Below are 26,003 nucleotides of genomic sequence, written 5' to 3'. Positions count from 1 at the left end.
GGAGGCGAACAATTGAATTGGTTTACACGCCATTATTGGTTTCACAAGCTGAAAGACTCGCCTTATCAGCCGTTGTTTGCAACGCCGATGCAAGGGGAATATGTGTCGCTCGATTGCGAAACCACCAGCCTTGACCCGAATCGCGCCGAGTTAGTGACGATTGCCGCCACCAAAATCATCGACAACCGCATTTTAACCAGCCAGCCATTTGAAGTGCGTTTGAGCGCGCCACAATCGCTCGACTCGGGTTCAGTCAAAATCCACAAAATTCGCCATCAAGATCTGGTCGATGGCATCGACGAGCAAGAGGCCATCACTCACCTATTAGACTTTATCGGCAACCGACCTTTAGTGGGCTATCACATTCGTTATGACAAAAAAATCCTCGACCTCGCTTGCCGGCGACATTTAGGCTTTCCACTGCCCAATGCCCTCATCGAAGTAAGTCAAATCTATCATGATCAGTTAGAGAGAATGCTGCCGAACGCGTACATCGACCTCAGCTTAGAGGCGATTTGTCGCCATCTTGACTTGCCGATGCAGGATAAACACGACGCGCTGCAAGATGCCATCGCCGCGGCATTAGTGTTTGTACGCTTGACCAAAGGTGATCTGCCTCCCTTTGTTGCACCTTACTCGCGCTAGCACTTACCCCACACTCATCCTAAAGTCTAATTGTAGAAAATCGCACTCTGACTGACAGTTACCCACATACAGATTTTCCTTTCAGCGCAATTTGATCGCCAATCAACAGGGAAATTGTTCGAATTCACAAGGAGAAAAGCAATGAGTGAAGCCCACGTTTATCCGGTAAAAGAGAACATCAAAGCCAAAACACATGCGGATAATGACACTTACCTAGCGATGTACCAACAATCAGTGACCGACCCAGAAGGCTTCTGGAGTGAACACGGCAAGATTGTGGATTGGATTAAGCCTTTCACTCAAGTGAAACAAACCTCGTTTGATACTGGCCATGTAGATATTCGCTGGTTTGAAGACGGCACATTAAACGTCTCTGCTAACTGCATCGATCGCCACCTTGCCACTCGTGGTGATGAAGTGGCGATTATCTGGGAAGGTGACGATCCGGCTGACGATAAAACCCTCACCTTTAAAGAGCTCCATCAACAAGTGTGTCGCTTTTCTAATGTGTTAAAAGATCAAGGAGTACGCAAAGGAGATGTGGTCTGTCTTTACATGCCAATGGTGCCAGAAGCAGCCGTTGCGATGCTCGCTTGTACTCGAATTGGCGCAGTGCACACTGTGGTGTTTGGAGGCTTTTCACCGGAAGCCCTTTCCGGTCGCATTATCGATTCCGATTCCAAAATAGTCATCACTGCCGACGAAGGTATACGTGGCGGTCGCGCTGTGCCCTTGAAGAAAAACGTCGATGAAGCCTTGACTCATCCTGAAGTGAAAAACATCAGCAAAGTGATCGTGTTTAAACGCACTGGTGGCCAAATTGACTGGCACGAACATCGTGATGTGTGGTGGCATGAAGCGACCGCAAAAGCTTCCGACCATTGCCCAGCCGAAGCCATGAAAGCGGAAGATCCCCTCTTCATCCTCTACACCTCAGGCTCAACCGGTAAACCCAAAGGAGTGCTGCACACAACCGGTGGCTACCTTGTTTACGCGGCGATGACCTTCAAATATGTGTTTGACTATCAGCCGGGCGAAGTGTTTTGGTGTACCGCCGATGTGGGCTGGATCACTGGCCACACCTACTTGGTTTACGGTCCTTTGGCCAATGGTGCAAAAACCGTTCTGTTTGAAGGGGTTCCCAACTACCCAGACACCAACCGCATGAGTCAAGTGGTGGATAAACACCAAGTCAACATTCTTTACACTGCGCCGACCGCTATTCGCGCCTTGATGGCGAAAGGCAATGAAGCCGTCAAAGAGACGTCACGCACCAGTTTGCGCATTATGGGTTCGGTGGGAGAACCAATTAACCCAGAAGCGTGGGAGTGGTACTACAAAACCATCGGTAACGAAAAATCACCGATTGTCGATACATGGTGGCAAACCGAAACGGGTGGCATTTTAATTACGCCACTGCCGGGCGCGACAGCACTTAAACCGGGTTCGGCCACACGGCCATTTTTTGGCGTGCAACCAGCCTTGGTCGATAACATGGGCAACATCATTGAAGGGGCTGCCGAAGGTAACTTGGTTATTTTAGATTCATGGCCGGGTCAAATGCGCACCGTTTATGGCGATCATGACCGTTTTGAACAAACCTATTTTTCAACCTTCAAAGGTATGTATTTCACCAGTGATGGCGCACGCCGCGATGAGGATGGCTACTACTGGATAACGGGCCGCGTGGATGACGTGTTAAACGTTTCTGGCCACCGCATGGGCACCGCGGAAATTGAATCAGCTTTGGTTGCTTTTGATAAAATTGCAGAAGCGGCAATTGTCGGCGTACCACACGATATTAAAGGCCAAGCCATTTATGCTTACATCACCTTAAATGATGGCGTCTACCCCAGTGCCGAGTTGCACAAAGAGGTCAAAGATTGGGTACGAAAAGAGATTGGCCCAATTGCAACGCCCGATGTACTGCACTGGACCGATTCACTGCCCAAAACCCGTTCTGGCAAAATCATGCGCCGTATTTTGCGTAAAATCGCCACCGGCGACACCAGCAATTTGGGCGATACCTCGACACTGGCCGATCCTAGCGTAGTGGATAAATTGATCGCCGAAAAAGCAGAATTGTCTTAACGCTAACGATTCTACCTGCCGCGAGGCATTGAGATGATTAAGCCGTCACACTTGTGGCGGCTTTTTCTTTCCCTCTCAGTTCTTCTCATTCTGTTAACTCGGTTGCAGAATTAAATGAGTAAACTATCTGATAAGACCAGTAAATTGCTGCCATTTGCGCTGAATTAGCTATAATCTTGGGCAATTTCTTAAATTCAGGGAATTTTTGACGAAAAATTCACTCTGACCTAAGAATAATATGGGAATATTAATATTCGTTTCACGATATAGGGAGATGTCGACACAATGACTGCTAAATCTCGCATTCTGGTCTTAAATGGGCCAAATCTTAACCTGTTAGGGCTACGTGAACCTGCACATTATGGTTCTGACACCTTAGCGCACATTGTCGAGACATTACGCGAACAAGCGCAAAAAGCAGATATTGAGTTAGAACATCTTCAATCGAACCGCGAATATGAGCTGATCGAAGCCATCCATGCCGCTTACGGCAAGGTCGACTTCATCATCATTAATCCCGCCGCATTGACGCACACCAGTGTGGCACTGCGCGATGCGTTATTGGGTGTCGCCATCCCATTTATTGAAGTGCATCTATCCAACGTTCACGCACGTGAACCTTTTCGCCATCACTCCTATCTGTCGGATAAGGCGCAAGGGGTGATTTGCGGGTTAGGTGCACAAGGTTATGAATTTGCTCTTGCAGCTGCCATAAAAGCGCTACAGGCAAAATAACCCACAGACGATCAACGATAAACAAACACTCTACGGCCCAACCTTAAGGGCTGACGTATTCACAAGATAAAGAGAAAGAAAAGATGGATATTCGTAAAATCAAAAAGCTTATCGAACTGGTAGAAGAATCTGGCATTTCTGAACTAGAAATCTCTGAAGGTGAAGAATCGGTACGCATCAGTCGTAACACTGCGCCAGTACAGATGGCTCAGATGCATTACGCTGCACCAGCGCCAGCACAACAAGCCGCGCCAGTCGCTGCACCTGCGCCAACGGCTGAAGCCGCCGCGCCTGTAGCGCCAAAAGGTCACCAAGTGCTTTCGCCAATGGTCGGTACTTTCTACCGCTCACCAAGTCCAGATTCAAAAGCGTTCATCGAAGTCGGTCAAAGTGTTTCAGTCGGTGACACACTATGCATCGTTGAAGCGATGAAAATGATGAACCAAATCGAAGCCGATAAAGCAGGTATCGTTACGGCAATCCTACTTGAAGACGGCCAGACCGTTGAATTCGACCAACCGCTTGTTGTTATCGAATAATCGAGGTTTGCTTTATGTTAGATAAATTAGTCATCGCGAATCGAGGTGAAATTGCACTTCGTATTCTGCGCGCATGTAAAGAGCTTGGCATCAAAACTGTTGCCGTGCACTCCACTGCCGATCGTGATTTAAAACACGTACTGTTGGCCGACGAAACCATCTGTATTGGCCCAGCACGTGGTATTGACAGCTACTTAAACATTCCACGCATTATTTCTGCAGCAGAAGTAACTGGCGCAGTAGCAATTCACCCCGGTTACGGTTTTCTTTCTGAAAACGCCGACTTTGCTGAACAAGTCGAGCGTTCAGGCTTCATTTTTGTTGGCCCGAAAGCCGATACCATTCGCATGATGGGTGACAAAGTGTCAGCCATCAGCGCAATGAAAAAAGCGGGCGTTCCTTGTGTGCCGGGTTCTGACGGCCCACTGGATGGCGATGAAGTCAAAAACAAAGCTCATGCGAAACGCATCGGCTACCCTGTGATCATCAAAGCTTCTGGCGGAGGCGGCGGTCGTGGTATGCGCGTGGTTCGTAGCGAAAATGAACTGACTCAAGCGATCGCAATGACGCGTGCCGAAGCCAAAGCAGCATTCAACAATGACATGGTTTACATGGAAAAATTCCTAGAAAACCCACGTCACGTTGAAGTACAAATTATTGCGGATGGTCAAGGTGGCGCAATTCACCTTGGTGAACGTGACTGCTCAATGCAGCGTCGTCACCAAAAAGTGGTTGAAGAAGCTCCAGCACCAGGTATTACCGAAGAGATGCGTAAATACATTGGTGAACGTTGTACACGCGCTTGTCTCGAAATTGGCTATCGTGGTGCCGGTACGTTTGAGTTCCTATACGAAAACGGCGAGTTCTACTTCATTGAGATGAACACGCGTATTCAAGTTGAGCACCCAGTCACTGAAATGGTCACTGGCGTTGACCTCATCAAAGAACAGCTTCGCGTCGCCGCAGGTCAACCACTGTCGTTTACCCAAGATGACATCAAGATCCGTGGCCATGCAATTGAATGCCGTATCAACGCGGAAGATCCGGTTCGTTTCCTCCCTTCACCGGGCAAAATTGAACGTTTTCACGCGCCGGGCGGTATGGGCGTTCGTTGGGAATCGCACATTTATGCTGGCTACACAGTGCCGCCACATTACGATTCAATGATCGGCAAGCTCATCACTTACGGTGAAAACCGTGACGTGGCGATTGCGCGCATGAAAAATGCGTTAAACGAAATGATCGTCGATGGCATTAAAACCAATATCACCTTGCAGCAATCAATCATGCAAGATGAGAACTTCCAACACGGTGGAGCGAACATCCACTACCTTGAGAAGAAATTGGGTTTACAGCACTAATTTTCGCGTCGCGAGAGACCAAATGCTCACTTCGGTGAGCATTTTTGTTTTCGGCAGCCGAGTCAGTTTCTGCTAAACTCTGCGCCAACTGACGACATAACAGAGCAACTGACATGCCTTGGATTCAAATTAAACTGAACGCAACTAACGCCAATGCCGAGCCAATTGGCGACATGCTGATGGAAGAGACGGGCGCAGTATCCGTCACTTTTCTTGATGCTCACGACACCCCTGTTTTTGAACCGCTTCCGGGCGAAACTCGCCTTTGGGGCGATACCGACGTGCTGGCGCTGTATGATGCCGAAGCCGATAGCGCATGGATCATAGACCAAATTCGCTCAAGCAAACTGCTGAGTGATGACTTTGCCTACAAAGTTGAACAGCTCGAAGATAAAGACTGGGAACGTGAATGGATGGACAACTTCCACCCGATGAAATTTGGTCAACGTTTGTGGATTTGCCCAAGCTGGCGTGAAATCCCAGAGCCTGACGCTGTCAACGTAATGCTCGACCCTGGCCTTGCATTCGGTACAGGTACTCACCCGACGACCGCATTATGTTTAGAGTGGCTCGAAGGGCTCGATCTGACAGGCAAAACCGTCATCGATTTTGGTTGTGGTTCAGGCATCTTAGCCATTGCGGCGATCAAATTGGGCGCAGCCAAAGTCGTCGGTATTGATATCGACCCACAAGCACTGCTTGCTTCTAACGACAACGCAGGGCGCAATGGCGTAGCTGACCAACTTGAAGTGTATTTGCCACAAGACCAACCTGAAGGCTTAATCGCTGACGTGGTTGTGGCCAACATTTTGGCCGGCCCACTGCGTGACCTGAATGGTGTGATAAAAGGGTTACTTAAGCCCAATGGCCAACTTGCGATGTCCGGTGTTTTAGACACTCAAGCCGAAGAAGTTGCCAACCATTATCGTGACGAGCTTCACATTGACCCGATAATTGAGCTCAATGAGTGGTGCCGCATCTCGGGTCGCAAGCAAGGCTAGATAAGACTTTGCGTGCTAATAGACTGTATTTTATACGATTTACTAAAACAAATTGTAAATGCTCAAATATTAGTCTTTTCACGCAGTAAAAAAATGCGTAAAATGCGCGCCCTTGCTGGTACAGAACTGTGATGACGTTTTGAAAATCGGAAACTATCAACTTAAGAACAATCTTATCGTTGCCCCTATGGCAGGAGTAACTGACAGACCATTTCGAGAGTTGTGTCTTCGCTATGGAGCAGGCATGGCCGTCAGTGAAATGATGTCCTCTAATCCTGCTCTATGGAATACGTCAAAGTCGATGCAACGTATGGTACATGAGGGCGAATCGGGCATTCGCTCGGTACAAATTGCGGGAGCCGACCCACAGCTTATGGCCGATGCAGCCCAATTTAGTGTTGAGAACGGTGCTCAGATCATCGACATCAACATGGGTTGCCCAGCAAAAAAGGTGAATAAAAAGCTGGCGGGTTCAGCCTTACTCCAATTTCCGGAGACGATTGAACAGATCTTGAAAGCGGTGGTGAACGCCGTTGATGTCCCAGTGACATTAAAGACCCGTACTGGCTGGGACACAGACAACAAAAACTGTGTCTACATCGCTAAATTAGCCGAAGACTGCGGCATACAAGCTTTAGCCCTGCATGGCAGAACCAAAGCGTGTATGTACAAAGGCGAGGCCGAATACGACAGCATTAAAGCGGTGAAAAACGCCATCTCTATTCCGGTTATTGCTAACGGTGATATCGATAGCCCAGAGAAGGCGAAATACGTGCTGGATTACACCGGCGCTGACGCTTTAATGATTGGACGCCCTGCCCAAGGTCGCCCGTGGATTTTCCAAGAAATCCAACACTATTTGGAAAACGGCACCACGATGTCTGAACTTCCGGCTGCGGAAGTGAAAGATATTATGCTTGGCCATGTACAGGCTCTCCACAGTTTCTATGGTGAGTATTTAGGCCCTCGCATCGCTCGTAAGCATGTGGGTTGGTATCTGAAAGAACATGAACAAGCGAGTGAGTTTCGCCGTACCTTCAACGCTATTGACGCAGCACCGCTGCAAATTGACGCGCTCGAAGGTTATTTTGATAACGTTGCATCATAATTAAGAGAAGAGCTAGACCGCATATGTTCGAACAAAACCTGACTTCAGAAGCTTTCACAGTAACAACCGTAACTTCACAAGATCAAATCACGCAAAAGCCACTACGTGATTCAGTTAAAGCATCTCTTAAAAACTACCTTGCGCAGTTAAACGGCCAAGAAGTGACAGAACTATACGAGTTAGTTCTTGCTGAAGTTGAACAGCCACTACTCGACACCATCATGCAGTACACTCGCGGTAACCAAACTCGCGCAGCAACCATGATGGGCATCAACCGCGGCACTCTTCGTAAGAAGCTAAAAAAATACGGCATGAACTAATCTAGCTACTGCACAAATCTAGCAACTAGATACCATCGCTTTTAAAACCGAGCCTCTGCGCTCGGTTTTTTCATTTTCACCCAACGGATAACTAAAATATCAACGGGCTGCTTTACTTTGCATTAATGCAATAAAGAGATCTGATTGTTTGAGCGGGCTCTCTCTTCTTCTGTTGTCGCATTTACGCGACCGCAACAAACTGGTTACATTGTGCATGTGATGGAAATTTACCGACCGATCCCCAAATCACTTGTCGTGAACAGTGCATACAATGAGTAAGGCTTTATCCCCCCAAAAATGGAGTGACTAAGATGAGCTCGGCGACGCAACAATCTAAACACCAAGTCAAATGGGCCTATAATGATAAAACCACTCGGAAGATTGACAAGGAGTGACGTCAATGAGCTTACTGAACTTGCGCCAGACCAAAATTAGAACGCGTTTATACCTGCTGACCACGGTCACCACACTGCTACTGTTGATCCCATTTGTCTCCATGCTCAATAGTTATCAACACGATTTAATGCAATCAAAACAGACAAAAACTCGCCACATCGTCGAAACAGGGTACGGCGTATTAAGTTACTTCCACCAATTACAAATCGATGGCACTTTGTCCGAGCAACAAGCACAGACTCAAGCCAAACAAGCCATCGCGAAACTGCGCTACGATGCTGATGATTATTTTTGGATCAACGACCTTCAGCCAAGTATGATCATGCACCCAATGAAGCCCCAATTGGACGGCAAAGATCTCTCCAATGCCGCCGACCCGACCGGAAAAAAACTGTTTGTAGAATTTACTAAAGTCGCTAAACAGCAGGGTGAAGGCTTTGTCGACTATATGTGGCCCAAACCAGGTTCTAGCGTCGATGTGGGTAAAATCTCTTATGTAAAATTATTTAAACCTTGGGGTTGGATCCTCGGTTCTGGAGTCTACATCGACGATGTCAATGCGTTGATTTGGCAACGCCTACAATCGATATTGCTCATTCTTAGCCTCGTCATTATTGTGATGCTGATTCTTTCAGTAGTGATAGGAAATAGCATCACTAAACCGTGTGAAGAAACCAAACAGGCACTCGAAGAAATCGCCAAAGGCGACGGTGATTTAACCAAACAGCTCTCGGTGCAAGGTAGTGATGAGCTGTCACACATAGCGCAAGCCTTCAATGAGTTCACAGAGAAGATTCGTCATACCATTACCAATATCACACCGATCACCGACAATGTTAACCACTCGGCAAATGAGCTTACTCAACTCTCACAACATGCCTCAATCAAAGCCTTAGAGCAGCAGCAATCCGTCGATACAGTCGCATCAGCAATGAACGAACTGCATGCGAGCAATCAAGAAGTGGCTAATGCAGCGAGTAGTGCCGCGAAAGCCGCGCATACGGCCAGCAGCAAAGGCAAAGAAGGCAGCTCGGTGATTGGCAAAGCTTCTGATTTTATGGACTCCCTGTCTGCACTACTGACCACCACTGACACCACCACTAAAAACCTCGCGAAAGAGACACAAGATGTCGGAGCGATACTGGCGGTCATCCAAGGGATAGCTGAACAAACCAACTTATTGGCCCTGAATGCGGCGATTGAAGCAGCACGTGCTGGTGAACAAGGAAGAGGCTTTGCGGTCGTCGCGGATGAAGTACGGGCGCTGGCAACGCGTACTCAAACCAGCACCAACGAGATAGAGCAGATAATCAATAGATTACAGGCTCGCGCAAAAGAGCTGGGAGAATTTATGGCTCAAACGCAGCAACAATCAACCGCCACACAGCAACAAGCCGTTTTAGCGCAGCAAGTGCTCGATGAGATCGATGAGCAAGTAAAACAGATTCTCTCACTCAATGAACATATTGCTGAGGCAAGCGCCCAGCAAACCACCGCTACAGAAGAGATTAATCGCAATCTGACTCATATTGCCGAGCACAGCTCCCAAGCTGCAGCCCAAGCCGATCAAGTGTCGACAGCCAGTCAATATCTCTCAGACAGTGGCCAACAACTGAAACAGAGCATTAGCCATTTTAAAGTGTGAGTAACTCACGCCTTATCGGCTGATGAGATCACTCCAATGCCGCTAAAATTGAGCAGTGGCTGGCGTTGTCGTCTATATGACCGCAGCACGCATCGTTGATTTTTTTTAGCGCTTGACGAATCGCCGTTAACTCGGCGATTTTTTGATCAATCACCACCAGCTTAGCGCTGGTGATCGATTTCACTTCTGCACAGCTGTGTTCGGTCGCTTCCAGCTTTATTTCCAGTAACTCTTTGATCTCATCCAGACTGAGCCCTAGCTCTTTGGCTTTAAGAATAAAACTCACCTGCTGCTGATTTTTTTGATTATATAAACGATAACCAGACTCACTGCGCCCCGCCGGTTTTATTAGCGCATTTTTTTCATAAAAACGCAGCGTATCGGTTGAAACTTTACAGCGTTTGGCAAGTTCTCCAATTTGAAACATCTCATTCTCCTTTAACGTTTTTATTACGTTTGATACCCAATATCGCCGTTTTTATAAAAAATTTTGCGATGCCAAACGATTGCGCGAGCTTTTTGATGATTGTTTGGTTAGAATGTGCGCCATCAAATTTCCCATTAACTCCATGATTTGAGGAAGACCAAAGCATGAATAACGCTCGTCCTATTCACCGCGCATTGATCAGCGTATCAGACAAAACCGGCATTGTTGAGTTCGCTCAAGCTCTCGCGAAGCGCGGTGTCGATATTCTTTCTACTGGTGGCACCGCTCGCTTATTAGCAGACCAAGGTATTGCTGTTACAGAAGTTTCTGACTACACCGGTTTTCCTGAGATGATGGACGGTCGCGTAAAAACATTGCACCCGAAAGTACACGGTGGCGTGCTGGGCCGCCGCGGTCAAGATGACGACATCATGCAACAACACGGTATTAAGCCGATTGATATGGTGGTCGTCAACCTTTACCCGTTTGCCGAAACCGTTGCTAAAGCAGGTTGTACCCTAGCTGATGCGGTAGAAAATATCGACATTGGTGGGCCAACTATGGTGCGTTCTGCGGCGAAAAACCACAAAGACGTGACCATAGTGGTGAATGCACATGACTACGACCGTGTCATTGCCGAGATGGATGCGAACGACAATTCGCTAACACTCGAAACACGTTTTGACCTTGCGATTGCCGCTTTTGAACACACCGCCGCTTACGATGGCATGATCGCCAACTACTTCGGCACTATGGTTCCATCCTACGGAGAGAACAAAGAAGGTGATGAAGAGAGCAAATTCCCGCGCACCTTCAACCAACAATTCCTGAAAAAACAAGACATGCGTTACGGTGAGAACAGTCACCAAGCGGCCGCTTTCTATGTTGAAGCCAACCCAGAGGAAGCGTCAGTCTCTACTGCACGCCAACTCCAAGGTAAAGCGCTCTCTTACAACAACATCGCCGATACCGACGCCGCTCTTGAGTGTGTGAAAGAGTTCGCTGAGCCAGCGTGTGTGATTGTCAAACACGCCAACCCATGTGGCGTTGCCTTGGGCAGTGATATTCTTCAAGCCTACAACCGCGCTTACCAAACCGACCCAACGTCTGCCTTTGGTGGCATCATCGCTTTTAACCGCGAGCTAGACGCACAAACTGCAGCGGCGATTGTTGAGCGCCAGTTTGTTGAAGTGATCATCGCACCAACCGTTTCAGCGGAAGCGATTGAAGTGGTTGCGGCGAAGAAAAACGTGCGCCTGCTTGAGTGCGGTGAATGGTCAGCGAAAACCACGGGCTTTGACGTGAAACGCGTCAATGGTGGCTTACTGGTACAAGATCGCGATCAAGGCATGGTTAGCCTTGATGATCTCAAAATCGTAACCAAGCGCCAGCCGAGTGAAGAAGAGATCAAAGATGCTCTTTTCTGCTGGAAAGTAGCTAAATACGTCAAATCAAACGCGATTGTTTACTCAAAAGGTGACATGACTGTTGGCGTGGGCGCAGGCCAAATGAGCCGCGTTTATTCAGCCAAAATTGCGGGCATTAAAGCGGCTGATGAAGGTTTGCAAGTCGAAGGATGTGTGATGGCTTCTGATGCCTTCTTCCCGTTCCGTGACGGCATTGATGCCGCGGCGCAAGCGGGCATCAAGTGTGTGATTCAACCGGGCGGTTCGATGCGCGATGACGAAGTGATTGCCGCCGCCGATGAACACGGTATGGCGATGATCTTTACTGGTATGCGTCACTTCCGTCACTAAAAACCTTACCCCACCCTAGCCCTCCCCTAGAAGGGGAGGGAATAGAAACCAAGTGACCTCACCTAACTTTTAGAAAGAGGTATTGTTCTCCAAGTTCCTTCCCTTTAAGGGGAGATATTGTCATCCAAGTTCCTCCCCCTTTAAGGGGGAGGTTAGGAGGGGGTAAATGGCAACAAACAAACTCTATACGTTAAAGGATACTCATAGATGAACATTCTGATTATAGGTGCTGGCGGTCGTGAGCACGCTCTGGGTTGGAAAGTCGCTCAAAACCCAAATGTTAAAACTGTCTTTGTTGCTCCGGGTAATGCGGGCACAGCGCTTGAGCCTAAACTTGAGAACGTCAACATTGCAGTGGAAGACATTGCTGGTTTGGTCGCTTTTGCTCAAGAAAAACGTATTGAACTGACCATTGTTGGCCCAGAAACACCCTTAGTGCTTGGCGTGGTGGATGCTTTCCGTAAGGCGGATTTACCCATCTTTGGCCCGACTCAAGCGGCAGCGCAGCTCGAAGGCTCTAAAGCGTTCACCAAAGATTTCTTAGCTCGTCATCATATTCCTACTGGGGCTTACGCTAATTTCACAGAAATTGAACCTGCTTTGGCATACGTCCGCCAGCAAGGCGCGCCGATTGTGGTCAAAGCTGATGGCCTTGCCGCTGGCAAAGGAGTCATTGTGGCGATGACGCTGCAAGAGGCCGAAGACGCGATTCAAGATATGCTCGCAGGCAATGCCTTTGGTCATGCAGGCAGCCGCGTGGTGATTGAAGAGTTCTTAGATGGAGAAGAAGCGAGCTTCATTGTCATGGTCGATGGTGAAAACGTGCTACCTATGGCCACCAGCCAAGATCATAAACGCGTCGGTGATAAAGACACTGGCCCCAATACTGGCGGCATGGGCGCTTACTCGCCAGCTCCGGTGGTCACGCCTGAGATCCATGAACGCGTGATGCAAGAGGTCATTTATCCAACCGTTCGCGGTATGGCAGCAGAAGGCAACCCTTACACAGGTTTTCTGTACGCTGGGCTAATGATTGACGCGCAAGGCACACCAAAAGTGATTGAGTACAACTGCCGCTTTGGTGACCCTGAAACTCAGCCGATCATGATGCGGATGCAATCGGATTTGGTCGAACTCTGCTTTGCCGCTCTAGAAGGCAAACTTGATCAAGTGGAGTCAAAATGGGACCCACGCGCTTCTATCGGTATTGTTTTGGCCGCTGGCGGTTACCCTGCCGACTACGCGAAAGGGGATGTCATTTCTGGCTTACCAACGCAAGAAGTCGCGGGTGAGAAAATCTTCCACGCAGGCACAAGCAACCAAGCTGGAGAAGTCGTCACTAACGGTGGTCGCGTGTTATGCGCAACCGCACTTGGTAACACGGTTTCACAAGCGCAGCAGCGCGCTTACCAATTAGCCAAACAGGTCAACTGGGATGGCATGTTCTATCGCAGCGATATTGGCTACCGCGCGATAGCTCGTGAACAACAGACAACAAAATAACAACGACAAAGCTAGGTTATGATCCAATAAGGCGCTCATTGAGCGCCTTATTTTTATACTTCATATTCATACTTCGGTATTGGCTTGGTGTTAAACTCACTTCGAGATGAACTTAATCATCACTTCAACAATTGCGGTTTTTCGACACAGCCATGATTCTCATCAGCAAGCATTAATAGCTCTTCGATATAGACACGGTTATTGCGGATTTTACCTAAAAAGGCAATGTAGTTATCCAATGATGCTAAACGACTGACCACAAAACTGGGCAGCGTTTGGTTAAATTCCATCTGCGTGTATTCATGACCCGTGCAGGTTTCAAACACTTCGCCATCCCACACCCCTTGAATCAGCTCTAACCCTTGGTTGTCTTTATTTTTGGTTTCTGAGATCAGGTATTGTGCTTGTTGCAGGTAATGGGAAAGCTGTTCTTCATCGAGTGGCAGTATTTTTCCATCGACACGGTATTGTTGATAAATGGCCTCGCCAGCGTCATTAAAACGTAAGTGAACCGAATAAGGTACGAGCGATTTCTTTTGTAGCTGCTCACCTTCGCGCTTGAGCTCTCTTAATGTCCCTTCATCCCAGCGATAATTGGTTTTATACCAACCATAATCACCTGATGCGACATAATCGGCGGCGCTGTTTGGAGAAGCTGAACGCTCGATATACCAATAAAAACTGGTGGCATCACCCATGGTTTGCCCACTGGTATAATTGGAATATTGTTCGAGACTAGGCGTATGGCTAGAGGAGGAGCATCCCACTAAGACTAGGGGAAATAGAATGGATAAAAGAATTTTTTTCATGGGAGAAATCTACGCCGAGAGAGTATCTCGGCGTAGTATAAATTATTTCACTGAATCTTTCAGTGCTTTACCGGCTACAAATGCTGGAACGTTAGCTGCTGCGATTTGAATCTCAGCACCTGTTTTAGGGTTACGGCCAGTACGCGCTGCACGGTGGTTTACTTTGAATGTACCAAAACCAATTAGTTGAACTTGGTCACCCTCTTTGAGAGCGCCTTCAACTGCGCCTAAAGTCGCTTCAAGAGCAGCTTTTGCTTGTGCTTTAGATAAGTCTGCTTTTTCAGCGATAAAGTCGATTAATTGGGTCTTGTTCATTAGGTTTCCCTTCTCATGTGTTATCGAATTGACCTCACTCTAAAACATAAAGCCCCCGTCTGGCAAAGGTTTGTCGCTGATCTTTTGTCTCTATGCCGCACTTTTAACCACAATATGAGCAATAACTCACAATTTGTTACTGATTGACAAAGAATATCCGCTTGTTTTTGACGCTGTAAGCCCTTATTTATAGCGTACTTATGCTTGGATACCTGATATTTCAGGTCACTTAAGCGACCTAATATATCAGTACAATCCTACGCAGGTAGAGCCTCCAATGATCGACATTGGCATGGATCAAGCTCAACGCAGTATTGATTTGGTATAGATTAAAACTAAGGAACAATCATGTTTTTGCTTACGGTTTATATTGCCGTTGCCATCGGTGTCTCTTTTATCTGTTCGGTTCTTGAAGCTGTGCTACTGAGCATCACACCAAGTTACCTTGCTCAGTTGCGCCAAAATGCTCACCCTTCAGCTGATAAATTAAGCAAGCTCAAAGCGGACATTGACCGTCCCTTGGCATCGATTCTCACGCTCAACACCATTGCTCACACCATCGGTGCCGCCAGCGCAGGCGCACAAGCGGCGGTCGTATTTGGTAGCGAATGGCTCGGCGTATTTTCTGCGGTGCTAACTCTAGGCATTTTGGTGTTGTCGGAAATCGTACCGAAAACCATTGGCGCAACCTATTGGCGTCAACTTGCGCCAGCTTCTGCGGTAGTTTTACGCTGGATGGTGTGGGCTCTGACACCTTTTGTCTGGTTTTCAGAGCAGATCACCAAACGCTTAGCGCGTCACCATGAAGCACCCAAAATGCGTGATGAACTCTCCGCGATGGCCATGCTGGCCAATGAAAGCGGTGAGTTTGCCGATGGCGAATCAAAAATACTCAATAACTTGTTGGCTATCCAACACGTCCCAGTGACTCAAGTGATGACACCGCGCCCGGTTTTGTTTCGCGCCAGCGCGCAACTCACTATCGACGAGTTTCTCGTGCAACATAGAGATACGCCCTTCTCGCGTCCGCTTATTTATGGCGAAAGCAAAGAGGACATCATCGGTTTTGTACATCGCTTAGAGCTATTTAAACTGCAACAAAAGGGCCAAGGCAGTAAACGTTTAGAAGAAGTCATGAGGCCGCTTCATGCGCTGCTCAACAAAATGAGCTTATTAAAGGCGTTTGATCAAATGATGCAAAAACGGCTGCAATTGGCGTTAATCGTTGATGAATACGGCACAGTACAAGGCATTCTGACCTTAGAGGATATTTTTGAATACCTACTGGGTGAAGAGATCATTGATGAAGCAGATAAAACCACCGACATGCAGCAGCTCGCTTACCAGCGCTGGGAACGTTGGAAGAAAACACACGGCGTCATTGAAAACAGGGATGAGGAATAGTCGCCAATCTGCCTAAGTGTAGTTAACAATAGTAAAAGGGAAAATAGACTTATAAACTCACGCTTAATAAAGGTTAAATTAAATGCAAAAAATCCGATATCGAAACAAAGATATCGAATTTTTTGCACAATACACAACTTGCGGTTATGGATAGAGGCTCATGTAATACATATGAAGGTAGTAACGACTCTATGGTTTTTTAAAAGCAAATCTAACCAGCACAATAGCAATACCGAGCATTCCACCGAGTAACGTCGCTAAAACACAAATCAATGCCCGTTTCGGCCCTGCTTTTTCTTCAGGAACAACGGCTGGGTCAATCGTTTTAAAAGCAAATTCATCTTTAACTTCTGCCAGCATTAAACTTTTCATCTGCTCTTCAATCAACTGATAAAAAACAGACTGCATATCAACTAATTTGGTTTTTTCTAGTTGCTGCTCAAGATAACTAATATTCTGACGGGTTTCTGTCAATTTTTCATTTTTAATCCAATCATTTAAGTCTTTAACCAGCAATTCAACCCACTGCTGGGCTATAAGTGGTGAAAGATGGGTAATTGATACCTTTACCAACCCATTATCTTTCGCCTCTGAAACAGAAAAGATTTCTTTGAATGCTTTATGAGCCTCCCAATCACTAGGAGTAGAAGAGAGTGGAGGCTCAATTTTTCGGATCCATTGCTGTGTTTCTACGTCATAAAGAGCTGGGTCGATAACCATCTCACCAGATACACGATCCCAAGATTCAGCGGCCATTAGAGGCACAAGTAACTGATGGCGGTTGATAAAAGCATTGATAAACTGACGAGACTGCAATACAGCCAAAGACATCGCCTTATCTCCTGAGCGACCACTTCCTAGGTTAATGCCAGCTAAGGATGCCAATCCGCCCAGTTGCCCTCCCATTGACGTTAACCCACCACCACTATCTTCATTGGCAGCAACTAAACTCGCTTCCGCTTGATAGGTATTCGGTTTTGATAGCGCAACAATCACACCACCAACTGCAAAAACAGCCGTACATAACACGATGAGCAACTTACCTTTCCATAACGCCCCAAAAAGTTCTCGTAGGTCAATCTCATCATCTGAAACGCCTAACTTATCCATATGACTAAATATAGGTTGTTGTAACATTGGTTTATTCATAATCACACACTAGCAAACGTTGGCGCATTCAATACGCCAACATAAAAATGACGAAAACCCATTAATCTTTGATTGCGCTCCAAGCAACACCGATTTGGTACAGTATCTGAGTAGCAGAGGTTAAAGTACTTAGCCCATCTAAGTAATCGGTATCAATTGGAACCACTATCGTATCACTTGGCTCCAGTGGTTTTGATTTCCGGCTAAACCAGAAAGAATTATTTGGCAACATAACTGAACCATCAGCACGAATCACATAGATTCTATCAGTATCGGCTTGCTTTTTCGTTCCTCCAGCTGCGGATATATAATCTTCTATACTCATTCCCGGACGATAAGTATGATTCGAAGCAAATTGAACCTCACCCATGACACTGAGTATTGGTTGAAGAGCAGGCACGTATAACTTATCGCCACTCTCCAACATGATATTATTAGTACTATCACCCGCAACAGCTTGCTTTAAGTCGATAACCAACCGTCCAAGCGCCTCTGTTTTTTCTAACTCTTCAGCGATCGCCATGGCATCATTAGGGCTAGTGGTGTAGCTCGCTGAAGAGCTTTGACGGCGTAATGCTAGGCTAGCAATTTCCTGTTTCAACTGAACATTAAGTAACTTTAATCGCTCTTGCTCTTGGCGCTTTAAACTTTCACGACTAAATACCGCACCCGCAGGATAGGCAAATCGGGTAAAACCGCCAGCTCGAGCAATAACATCAGAGAGGGTTTCACCACGAGCAAAGGTGTACGTTCCAGGAAACTTAACCTCGCCTTGCAGCTCAATAGATAAATCGCGCTGCCAATCGGGTTGACGTTTTACCATGATCGAATCTTGAGCAACAAAATCAAACGACATGTCTCCATCGATTAGTTTTCGAGGGAAAATTGTATAGTGCTCGACATCAAAACTATCATTGACACGCTGAGAACGCGTTACTTCCGCCTGAGCAAGGTAGGCATGCTCAGCAAAGCCACCAGCAGCATCGATCAACGCCTTAAAGTTTACATCGTCAGGTAAAGGATAAACACCTGGATATTTAACTGCGCCGGTTACTTCGATAAGTTGAGCAGGAGAATCAAAGGTTGCCTGTGCTCTCAAACGCTCAATGATAGGTTCAAGTAATAACTCTCGGCTGCTTTTTTTAAGGCTATCACTCTTAGAAACCTTTTCTTCCCCTAAAAGATCAAGTTGACTAGTGGTGTCTAGTTCCACCAACGCACCTGTAGTTTGATCAACTACCTCAACAAACTTAGGTTTCTCCGTAGAGGCTACATCTACCTTTATATTTTTATCTTTGCGATACCAATATTCCAAATCAATACCATTATCAAAAATAAAAATTTGATCGCGAGCTTGAAGTGGCAAATTATCCGCAGATAAAGGCTGAGAGATCGCGTTAAGTAAACTGAATTGTTTTACTCTGAGCTTACGGGGAGCCACATCTTCTCTCACTAAAAGAGCGTAATGAAGATCGGCGGTTTCCTTTAAATCTTGTTCGATATCTTTAATCACATCATTTACTTTCATTCCAGGAACAAAAGAATAGGTACCTTGCCTAATGGCCTCCCCATGAACGGCAACCACATTACTAAAGCTTTGGTTAACAGGAGCTAGAGACACTTCATCCCCTGGTTGTAACATAAATGAACGGTGAGGTTGATTTAAAAAATCGAGGGTAATAAGTTCAACGCCATTAGTACTCACTCGTCGGACATTGACTAATGAAAGATAGGCATTAGGTAAAGCACCACCTGCCATTTTTAAGATGGATTCAAGAGTGGTTTTCCCTTTTAGCTCATATTTGGCGGGACGAATAATTTCACCTTTAACGGCAACACTTGCTTGTCTGGTGGGAATAAATAATGTATCACCCGCTTGCAACCGTATATCCTGTGAATTATCACCGTTAAGCAATAAATTATAAGCATCAAAATATTGAATGACCTTACCTTTGCGCTTGAGCTGAATGTTGCGCAAACTTCCACTCTCTTTAACGCCGCCACTTGCTACAATCGCTTGAGTGAGCGTAGTAAGCCCATTAACATTATAAGCACCTGGTTGAGTTGCCTCACCAGCAATGTATATTTGAATCGTTCTGATACTTCCTAAAGAAACGACCGCCTCAACACCAATGAGCTTTCTTTCAACCAAACTTACAATGTATTGCTTAATTTCGCCAAATGTTTGTCCTGCAATGTATTCGGCACCTAACTCTGGGAAATCCACTTTACCATCACGATCGATAGTCACTGAATAGCGCTGATTGGATTTACCATAAAGCTGAACCAGTATTTCATCGCCAGGTGCCATTACATAATCTAAAGGGATTGGAAGATTATCCACTGGCGTAAAATCCATTGGAGTGCCAACAAATAAATCGTAACCAAATAGCGGAAGTTCAGATTCATCAGATTCTTTTAAGTTTAACGACTCAACATTCGAATTCTCTTGAATGGAAGTTGCTCTTTTCGGCTCAGCAATTTTTTCTTTTCCATTTACTCCGTTTGATGCAGATGCTGAAGAGATAGCATTTAAATCAAACCCATACTGCTTTGCTAACTGCTCTTGCTGGGCCTTTGGAAGCGATTTAAATTGAGATATTTGCGCTGCTGTTGGAGTAAAACTTAACGCAGTGCTTGGCAAAATAGCCACAAACACCAGCAGGAAAGAGTTAAAGAAAAAATTACACTTCATCATTTTATGCTAGCCATCATCTTTAATTAGTTATTTTTATCTAAAAGAGCTACGTTAAAATCGAAATTCGTAGTTCGACCAATAATTCGTCTGACTACTTTCACTTTGCTCTCTGTCCACACCAAAGGTAAGTCTTCCACTCAACGCTGGGAGTCGATAACTTACCTGATACAATTCTTTGCCCTGCTGTTGGTACTGTGTTTGCTCTTGATATGTCGCTTCTATTTGATGGTCATTCGCTAACTGCACGTAACCAGATACAGACCAACCATCTTCCACTAAATAGCTATTTCTCATGAACTTATCATTAAATAACTTCATGTCTGTCAAGACATGTAAATCATCATCACGACCTTGTTGTCGTTCAATAACCAAACGAAAAGAGTATTTATCGAAGGGTATAAAACCAGACCAACCAAACAATAATGCCCCAAGCTGAGAGGCTCTAAGATCCGAAGCAACTTCAACATAGACGCTATGATAAAAATCACAAACGCTAGGTAGCGATAACTTAGCATCGAAGGTTACTTGCTCATCTAGATAATCACTGTCATCAATAGGTTTCAGCCACTGATGGTAAGTAAGGCCATATTCCAGTATAGAAAATGGCTTACTTATTAATCGAGAAGACCATTGGTATTGGTAAATATCATCAACATCACTGACTAATGTTTCCAAACTCCAAACACCCAACCAGTTATTTTCGCTCGTATAGCTAAGGCTAATCTCAGGTACCGACTCGTGTGTATTCAATACCAAATTATGCTGCCAACCTTGTCCCCACCAGCGAGGCAAAGTACCAATGCTAAAAACCCACCCACCAGTATTAAGCGCTAAGTAACTGTCTTGCCAACGGATATCGCGATCTTCACCATCATCAGAATACCCTGTCGTTAGACGAAAAGCGTAATGCGGCTTAAGCATTTCATAGCTAGCATAAGCGCCCCAATGATCATTACTCTCTCGACCAAAAGCATTATTTACCAATGGTTCGCTATTTACAATTACGGCAAATTTGCGATTTCCACGTTCTAACTGAGCGGCTTGATAACGGTATCTGAGATGAGAATATTCAGAATTTAAAGAGGAAGAAAGAACATTAAACTGAGATATAGAACTATCTAACATCGACCAGAGCATTGGAAAGTGATTGGTAGGGCTATTGACCCTCCCTGAATCTGACAGAGCCGCAAGATCTGAGCGCACAAAAGGATCGGATGTTTCTAACCATGGGGAAGCAAAAGCTTGCTTGCAAACAATGCAGCCCCCTAAGAGCACAACCAGTGATTTCATCATCCATCCATTATTAACCACTGCAAAGTCCTAAATGCTAATATTATTAAATAAACTAAAGTGTACACTGGCGCGTAGCATACTAAATACATCATACCAACTCAACTAATTCATAGTGACTGCATTTATATTAAAAAAATGAATACATTAAATGGGATATCACTCTTTAAAACACTCAATGACTATTGATAAACTTTTACTTTGGTGTCTATTTTGCATACCATGTCAATAGGCGTGCTTATGCATTGCCGACATCGATGTTTTTATTTGTAAATTTACAAGGATATACTATGAAAAAAATTGCATTAGCGGCATTAGTTGCTTTGAGTTTATCAAGTACAGCGTTTGCTGAAGAAGCTGCGGTAGCTGCAGGAGCAGAAGGTGCATCAGCCGCTGCTACTGGCGCTGTTGCTACATCAGGTATCGTAGCTGGTGCCCTTGCTGTTGCTGTTGTAGCAGTTGTTGCTGCATCAGACAGTGATGGGACAACAGGCACTGACGGCACAACAAACTAAGTTTGCTCCTACAAACATCCTTAACTTTGTTAAGGATGTTTTTTATGCTTACCAGAAACAACAAATTACTGACATAAAACGGATAATATCGATGTCGAGCAAAATAAAAACGGCGAAACCTCTGATCTCGGCTCTGCTGTCTTTGGGATTAATGACCGCTAGTGGCTGTTCAACTAAGTTTTCTAGTATTAATGATTCGATTAAATTTGCCGCATTCGGCGTCGATAATGTGACATTAACCAAGCAACAAATCGAGCAGATCCCTTATTTAAGCAGCTACGTGACTATCAACGATAAAGCACAAATTTTCATGGTATTGGCATTCATTGATATACATCCAACTTCAGGTAAAAAACAGTATAAATGGCTCTCTTCTGACAGTGCAATGATCGTTACTGAAAATGGTAGAATCATCAAAACAATCAATATGCCGACCGCAAACCTTTACAGCGTATTGCCTCTAAAAAACTTCCCGTCTTTAACCAACGATAATCAATGGCAAGCCCAATACGATTGGCAACCTGAGTATCAATTCGGTCAACGAGCCACCATATCAACTCGTCAAGTCGCCACCGAATATATCGAATCAGTACTGTGGCAAGAAAATACAAGTGTGTGGCAAGAAAACGTTCAGTTCGATAAAAGTGGTAAAAGCATGAGCAACACTTTCTGGGTTGATAGAAACGGCAATGTCGTTAAGTCCTCACAATGGTTAATTCCTGATGCCTTAAAAATCGACATGGAAATATTAAAACCTTACAAACCTCAGTAATTATAGGCTGTCATTTATGAATTATTGTCTTCTAGCACTATTTATGGCTGCTTTTTCAGCAAGCGGCTTTGCTTCCGTGTTAACGATACACTTACCCGATGAAAAAAAAGTACTTGAATATAGCCAACCAGAACGGCTGGAAAAAATATTCACTGACATTATTAACCAACAAAAAACCGTAGAAATGGCTTATAACAACCCAAACGGACCACTCGCTGCATTAACCACTTATCCATTGAACAATATGCTTTTTAATCAAGATAAAGCGAGCGAAGTGGAAAAAATAAAACAAACCTTACTTCAACGTTTAACTGCCTACACACATGATCATCCAAAATCTAAAGCAAGCATTGCTTTATTGAATGAGCAAATCAGTCGTTGGAATGTTGGTTATCGTGAATTCATCAATCTTGATTATGATGTAATACGGATCGCACCGAAGAACAACCCTCAGCTAGAAGGCAATTTCGAGATAATTACGCCCAAAAGGCCCAAAACAGTTCGTATTGAAGGGTTACTTTTCTCTCCGGTCACTAAACCGTTTATTGGTGGATTAACTGTCGCAGATTACCTTAACCAAACAACATTATTATCGAGCGCCAATAACAGCAATGTCTGGGTGATTTATCCTGATGGTCATGCCAAACAAGCGGGATATGCCTACTGGAATGATGAACAAACTCTCCTAGCACCGGGTAGCGTCATTTTCGTAGGATTTAACAGCTCAAACGCTCAGTTATTAGGTTTCGAAAGCGAGATTGTTTCGCTACTTCGGTCAAGAAAAGGCTTTTTATGAAACCTCAATATTCTTCATTTCTTATTTCGTCTTTAAGTCTGATCTCTGTTAGTTATGCATCGATTGCCCTAGGCAACACGAATGATTGGAAACCATCACAAATGGACTTTGGTGGTACTGGTCTAATGCAAATGCCTTCAGGCCGCATGGCAGAAGAAGGTGAATTTAATATCGGTGTCAGTTTTAATAACGACTACCACCATTACGTTGCTTCGATGCAAGTGATGCCATGGCTTGATGCGACAATTCGCTATACCCGCTTACCCGATGTTCTCTATAATTCAAATCCAGACTACAGCGGCGATAACCTGTATACAGACAAAGGTATGGATTTTAAAGTTCGCCTCATTGAAGAAAGCTACTGGCTACCAGAAACATCTATTGGCGTGCGAGATTTTGGTGGTACTGGTATGTTTGACGGTGAGTTTGTCGCTGCAACTAAACGTTTTGGCAACCTTGATTTCACACTGGGTATCGGCTGGGGATACATAGGGCAAAGTGGCAACGTCAGTAACCCGGTTTGTAAAATAAGCGACCGATTTTGTAACCGACCGAGTGATTTTAAAGACAATGGCGGCATGGTTGATTTTGAACGTTGGTTTAAAGGCCCCGCGGCATTATATGGTGGAATCGAATATCAAACACCTTACGAGCCACTGCGAATTAAAATTGAGTACGATGGCAACGATTATTCTGAAGATGGGCCACAAGTAAGAGCCAACTCTGATATGACTCAGCACACTCCTTGGAATATTGGTATGAATTACCGATTGGGGGACTGGGGAGATGCGAAAATCAGTTATCAACGAGGTGATACTCTAACGCTAGGCTTTAACTTTTATACCAACTTCAATCACATGAAAGCAAGTTGGTTGGATACGCCGAAACCCAAAGTTCAAGCAGCCCCTACATCCAATGATTGGCAGCAAGCATCAATTGAGCTGTTACATAATGCTGGCTATCAACAGAATACCATTGCGGTTTCTAATACCAAAGTTATCGTGACAGGTGAACAAGTTAAATATCGTGATAAAGACGAAGCACTTGAGCGAGCTGCAGCTGTTTTAACTCATTATGCTAGTGATGACATTACGGAATTTCATATCATAGAACAAAACAATGGTGTCGCATTAACTGAAACCATAATTAATAGAGAAGACTATATCTCGGCAGCCAATTATAACCAACTTGGGCTTACTCCTCAGTCTACTTTCGATAAATATCAAGAACCGACCCCAACATTTTCTTCTATAGTGGCTCAATCTATCAAACATTGGGATTACGGTTTATCACCGTCACTACAACAATCTCTTGGTGGACCGGAAGCTTTCTATTTATTCAGCCTAGGCCTGAGCGCGCACTCCAATTATTGGCTCACGCCTAAACTTGAACTTGGCGGCGCGATCTACATCAACATTATCGATAACTACGACAAATTCAATTACGGTATTGATAGCCCACAGTCACCACATGTTCGAAATGAAGCGACGCCTCGAGTTCGTACGATGTTCCGTAGCTACGTACAAGATCCCGTGCGTCTGAGCCAATTACAGCTAACTTGGTTTGAACAGCCAACAGAGAGTATCTACACACAAGTTTACGGCGGATATTTAGAATCGATGTTTGCTGGTGTGGGTAGCGAAATATTATATCGCCCCATGAACTCTAACTGGGCTCTAGGATTGGATATGAACTACCTCAGTCAGCGTGAAGCTGACTCTTGGTTTGGGATTTATTCAGATAATTACTTCTACTACAATGGTGTAAATCCAGACTCTCAGACTTGTATTAATAACCCAACAAGTTGCCGAGCTTATGTGTTAAACCAAGGTACGACAGGCCACCTAACCACCTACTATACCCCTGACTGGTCGTTTCTTAGTAATACGCTATTTAAAGTTAGTGCAGGCAAATTCTTAGGGGGAGATATTGGTGCCCGAATTGATTTTTCTAAACAATTCAAGTCGGGTGTGATTGCTGGTGTTTATACGGTATTTACAGACTTAACCGCTGATGAGTATGGCGAAGGAAGCTATAACAAAGGATTCTATGTCTCAATTCCTTTTGACATCATGACAGTGAAGCCATCAACGAACAGAGCAATACTAAATTGGGAGCCAATCACTCGCGACGGTGGGCAAATGTTGAGAAAGAAACATCAATTATATGATAGAACAGATGCCCGCTCTCCTTGGGTACAAAGGCCCAATACATCGCAGTAATGGCCTGTCAATGCAAGGCAATGTGGCAAAATACACACGGCGTCATTGAAAACAGGGATGATGGGAGCTTTAGCTCTAATGCCGATCAGTTAAGACTTTAATCGGCAGATCAGTTGAATGATCCTACCTTTATGTAAAAATCCGATAGACCTTGTTTATCGGATTTTTACACGTTTCTCAAGCCCTCGATATCATCAACAGTTATAAACCCAATCAAGTTGAAACGCTCGCAGACCTCTTGCTCATTGAGCTCATCAATAGTGCTTATGAGCTTACGGATACCGTTACTCTAAGAAAACGAAAGCTCACTTTAGAGTCGATGGCATGGTTACTGGTTGGCATGGCCATCTATAACGATAAATCCATGGCTGACATTGTCAATATGCTCGATATTGTTGACCGCACAGGTAAGCTATTTGTTGCTCCAAGTGCATTAACACAGCGAAGAAAAAAGGGCTGATTTATGAAGTCGTGAAGAAGAAGCCAAGCCGATACCCTAGAAAAT

Annotated in this window: 22 protein-coding genes and 1 pseudogene; 17 read left to right on the top strand and 6 right to left on the bottom strand. The window is 45.2% G+C overall.

The features are described 5' to 3' along the window. The first annotated feature begins 12 nt into the window (after window positions 1–12). The 9 genes from N5E84_RS14325 (at window position 13) to N5E84_RS14285 (ending at window position 9,841) form a co-directional block, all read left to right on the top strand. Window positions 13–645: a 3'-5' exonuclease gene (locus N5E84_RS14325; RefSeq protein ID WP_026027882.1), complete on the top strand. Its 633-nt coding sequence runs from the start codon at window positions 13–15 to the stop codon at window positions 643–645. Between the two features lie 141 nt (window positions 646–786). After that, complete coding sequence (gene acs, locus N5E84_RS14320; RefSeq protein WP_029388264.1) at window positions 787–2,736, top strand: acetate--CoA ligase; 1,950 nt, start codon at window positions 787–789, stop codon at window positions 2,734–2,736. 285 nt (window positions 2,737–3,021) lie between these two features. Further along, window positions 3,022–3,471: a type II 3-dehydroquinate dehydratase gene (gene aroQ, locus N5E84_RS14315; RefSeq protein WP_013855811.1), complete on the top strand. Its 450-nt coding sequence runs from the start codon at window positions 3,022–3,024 to the stop codon at window positions 3,469–3,471. Between the two features lie 83 nt (window positions 3,472–3,554). Then, window positions 3,555–4,010, top strand: a complete 456-nt coding sequence (gene accB / locus N5E84_RS14310; protein ID WP_013855810.1) for an acetyl-CoA carboxylase biotin carboxyl carrier protein — start codon at window positions 3,555–3,557, stop codon at window positions 4,008–4,010. A gap of 14 nt (window positions 4,011–4,024) precedes the next feature. After that, window positions 4,025–5,371, top strand: coding sequence for an acetyl-CoA carboxylase biotin carboxylase subunit (gene accC / locus N5E84_RS14305; protein ID WP_013855809.1), 1,347 nt, complete (start codon window positions 4,025–4,027; stop codon window positions 5,369–5,371). A gap of 113 nt (window positions 5,372–5,484) precedes the next feature. Further along, window positions 5,485–6,372 (top strand): 50S ribosomal protein L11 methyltransferase, encoded by an 888-nt coding sequence (prmA, locus tag N5E84_RS14300; RefSeq protein WP_013855808.1) that lies wholly within the window; start codon window positions 5,485–5,487, stop codon window positions 6,370–6,372. Window positions 6,373–6,511: 139 nt separating this feature from the next. Continuing rightward, a complete protein-coding gene (gene dusB, locus N5E84_RS14295) occupies window positions 6,512–7,480 on the top strand; it encodes a tRNA dihydrouridine synthase DusB (protein WP_010320339.1) in 969 nt (322 codons plus the stop codon). A gap of 23 nt (window positions 7,481–7,503) precedes the next feature. Continuing rightward, window positions 7,504–7,800, top strand: coding sequence for a DNA-binding transcriptional regulator Fis (fis, locus tag N5E84_RS14290; RefSeq protein ID WP_010320338.1), 297 nt, complete (start codon window positions 7,504–7,506; stop codon window positions 7,798–7,800). 400 nt (window positions 7,801–8,200) lie between these two features. Next, complete coding sequence (locus tag N5E84_RS14285) at window positions 8,201–9,841, top strand: methyl-accepting chemotaxis protein (RefSeq protein ID WP_019282406.1); 1,641 nt, start codon at window positions 8,201–8,203, stop codon at window positions 9,839–9,841. A 28-nt stretch (window positions 9,842–9,869) separates the two neighbouring features. Here the strand turns inward: N5E84_RS14285 and zntR are convergent, their stop codons facing one another. Next, the gene (zntR, locus tag N5E84_RS14280; RefSeq protein ID WP_017046798.1) at window positions 9,870–10,268 is read right to left on the bottom strand and encodes a Zn(2+)-responsive transcriptional regulator; all 399 of its coding nucleotides are present in this window, start codon (window positions 10,266–10,268) and stop codon (window positions 9,870–9,872) included. Between the two features lie 164 nt (window positions 10,269–10,432). Between zntR and purH the strand changes: the two genes are divergently transcribed. Both purH and purD read left to right on the top strand, forming a co-directional pair. Next, window positions 10,433–12,025 carry a bifunctional phosphoribosylaminoimidazolecarboxamide formyltransferase/IMP cyclohydrolase gene (purH, locus tag N5E84_RS14275; protein WP_019282408.1) on the top strand — a complete coding sequence of 531 codons (1,593 nt, stop codon included), beginning with the start codon at window positions 10,433–10,435 and terminating at the stop codon, window positions 12,023–12,025. A 207-nt stretch (window positions 12,026–12,232) separates the two neighbouring features. After that, complete coding sequence (gene purD / locus N5E84_RS14270; protein WP_019282249.1) at window positions 12,233–13,528, top strand: phosphoribosylamine--glycine ligase; 1,296 nt, start codon at window positions 12,233–12,235, stop codon at window positions 13,526–13,528. A gap of 119 nt (window positions 13,529–13,647) precedes the next feature. Here the strand turns inward: purD and N5E84_RS14265 are convergent, their stop codons facing one another. Together N5E84_RS14265 and hupA are read right to left on the bottom strand one after the other, a co-directional pair. Next, window positions 13,648–14,337: a DUF1481 domain-containing protein gene (locus N5E84_RS14265; RefSeq protein ID WP_019282250.1), complete on the bottom strand. Its 690-nt coding sequence runs from the start codon at window positions 14,335–14,337 to the stop codon at window positions 13,648–13,650. Window positions 14,338–14,379: 42 nt separating this feature from the next. After that, on the bottom strand, window positions 14,380–14,652 hold the full coding sequence (gene hupA, locus N5E84_RS14260; RefSeq protein ID WP_010320328.1) for a nucleoid-associated protein HU-alpha: 273 nt from the start codon (window positions 14,650–14,652) through the stop codon (window positions 14,380–14,382). 348 nt (window positions 14,653–15,000) lie between these two features. Here hupA and N5E84_RS14255 point away from each other — a divergent pair, with 348 nt between their 5' ends. Further along, window positions 15,001–16,056: a CNNM domain-containing protein gene (locus N5E84_RS14255; protein ID WP_017048893.1), complete on the top strand. Its 1,056-nt coding sequence runs from the start codon at window positions 15,001–15,003 to the stop codon at window positions 16,054–16,056. A 189-nt stretch (window positions 16,057–16,245) separates the two neighbouring features. Here N5E84_RS14255 and N5E84_RS14250 read toward each other — a convergent pair whose 3' ends face one another. The 3 genes from N5E84_RS14250 to N5E84_RS14240 all read right to left on the bottom strand — a co-directional run bounded on the left by N5E84_RS14250 (window position 16,246) and on the right by N5E84_RS14240 (window position 21,196). After that, window positions 16,246–17,193: a Wzz/FepE/Etk N-terminal domain-containing protein gene (locus N5E84_RS14250; RefSeq protein ID WP_019282251.1), complete on the bottom strand. Its 948-nt coding sequence runs from the start codon at window positions 17,191–17,193 to the stop codon at window positions 16,246–16,248. 73 nt (window positions 17,194–17,266) lie between these two features. Further along, on the bottom strand, window positions 17,267–19,903 hold the full coding sequence (locus N5E84_RS14245; RefSeq protein WP_019282252.1) for an SLBB domain-containing protein: 2,637 nt from the start codon (window positions 19,901–19,903) through the stop codon (window positions 17,267–17,269). A gap of 51 nt (window positions 19,904–19,954) precedes the next feature. Further along, entirely contained in the window at window positions 19,955–21,196 is a 1,242-nt protein-coding gene (locus N5E84_RS14240) for a capsule assembly Wzi family protein (RefSeq protein ID WP_232513656.1), read from the bottom strand. Between the two features lie 287 nt (window positions 21,197–21,483). Between N5E84_RS14240 and N5E84_RS14235 the strand changes: the two genes are divergently transcribed. From N5E84_RS14235 to N5E84_RS14215, 5 genes and pseudogenes are all read left to right on the top strand, one after another. Further along, window positions 21,484–21,708, top strand: a complete 225-nt coding sequence (locus N5E84_RS14235) for a hypothetical protein (protein ID WP_017048458.1) — start codon at window positions 21,484–21,486, stop codon at window positions 21,706–21,708. A 91-nt stretch (window positions 21,709–21,799) separates the two neighbouring features. Beyond that, a complete protein-coding gene (locus N5E84_RS14230; RefSeq protein WP_019282254.1) occupies window positions 21,800–22,480 on the top strand; it encodes a YjbF family lipoprotein in 681 nt (226 codons plus the stop codon). Between the two features lie 43 nt (window positions 22,481–22,523). Continuing rightward, window positions 22,524–23,276, top strand: coding sequence for a capsule biosynthesis GfcC family protein (locus N5E84_RS14225; RefSeq protein ID WP_019282255.1), 753 nt, complete (start codon window positions 22,524–22,526; stop codon window positions 23,274–23,276). Further along, window positions 23,273–25,498 carry a YjbH domain-containing protein gene (locus tag N5E84_RS14220; RefSeq protein WP_069212002.1) on the top strand — a complete coding sequence of 742 codons (2,226 nt, stop codon included), beginning with the start codon at window positions 23,273–23,275 and terminating at the stop codon, window positions 25,496–25,498. Before N5E84_RS14225 ends, N5E84_RS14220 begins: the two co-directional genes overlap by 4 nt. A 157-nt stretch (window positions 25,499–25,655) precedes the next feature. Continuing rightward, a pseudogene (locus N5E84_RS14215) lies at window positions 25,656–25,949 on the top strand (transposase domain-containing protein); the annotation flags it as partial. Window positions 25,950–26,003 lie beyond the last annotated feature (54 nt).

This window comes from Vibrio sp. J502 (genome assembly GCF_025397955.1).
Taxonomy (GTDB): Bacteria; Pseudomonadota; Gammaproteobacteria; order Enterobacterales; family Vibrionaceae; genus Vibrio; species Vibrio anguillarum.
Note: the sequence above shows the minus strand (reverse complement) of the source record. Positions and strands in the feature narration are given on the sequence as shown.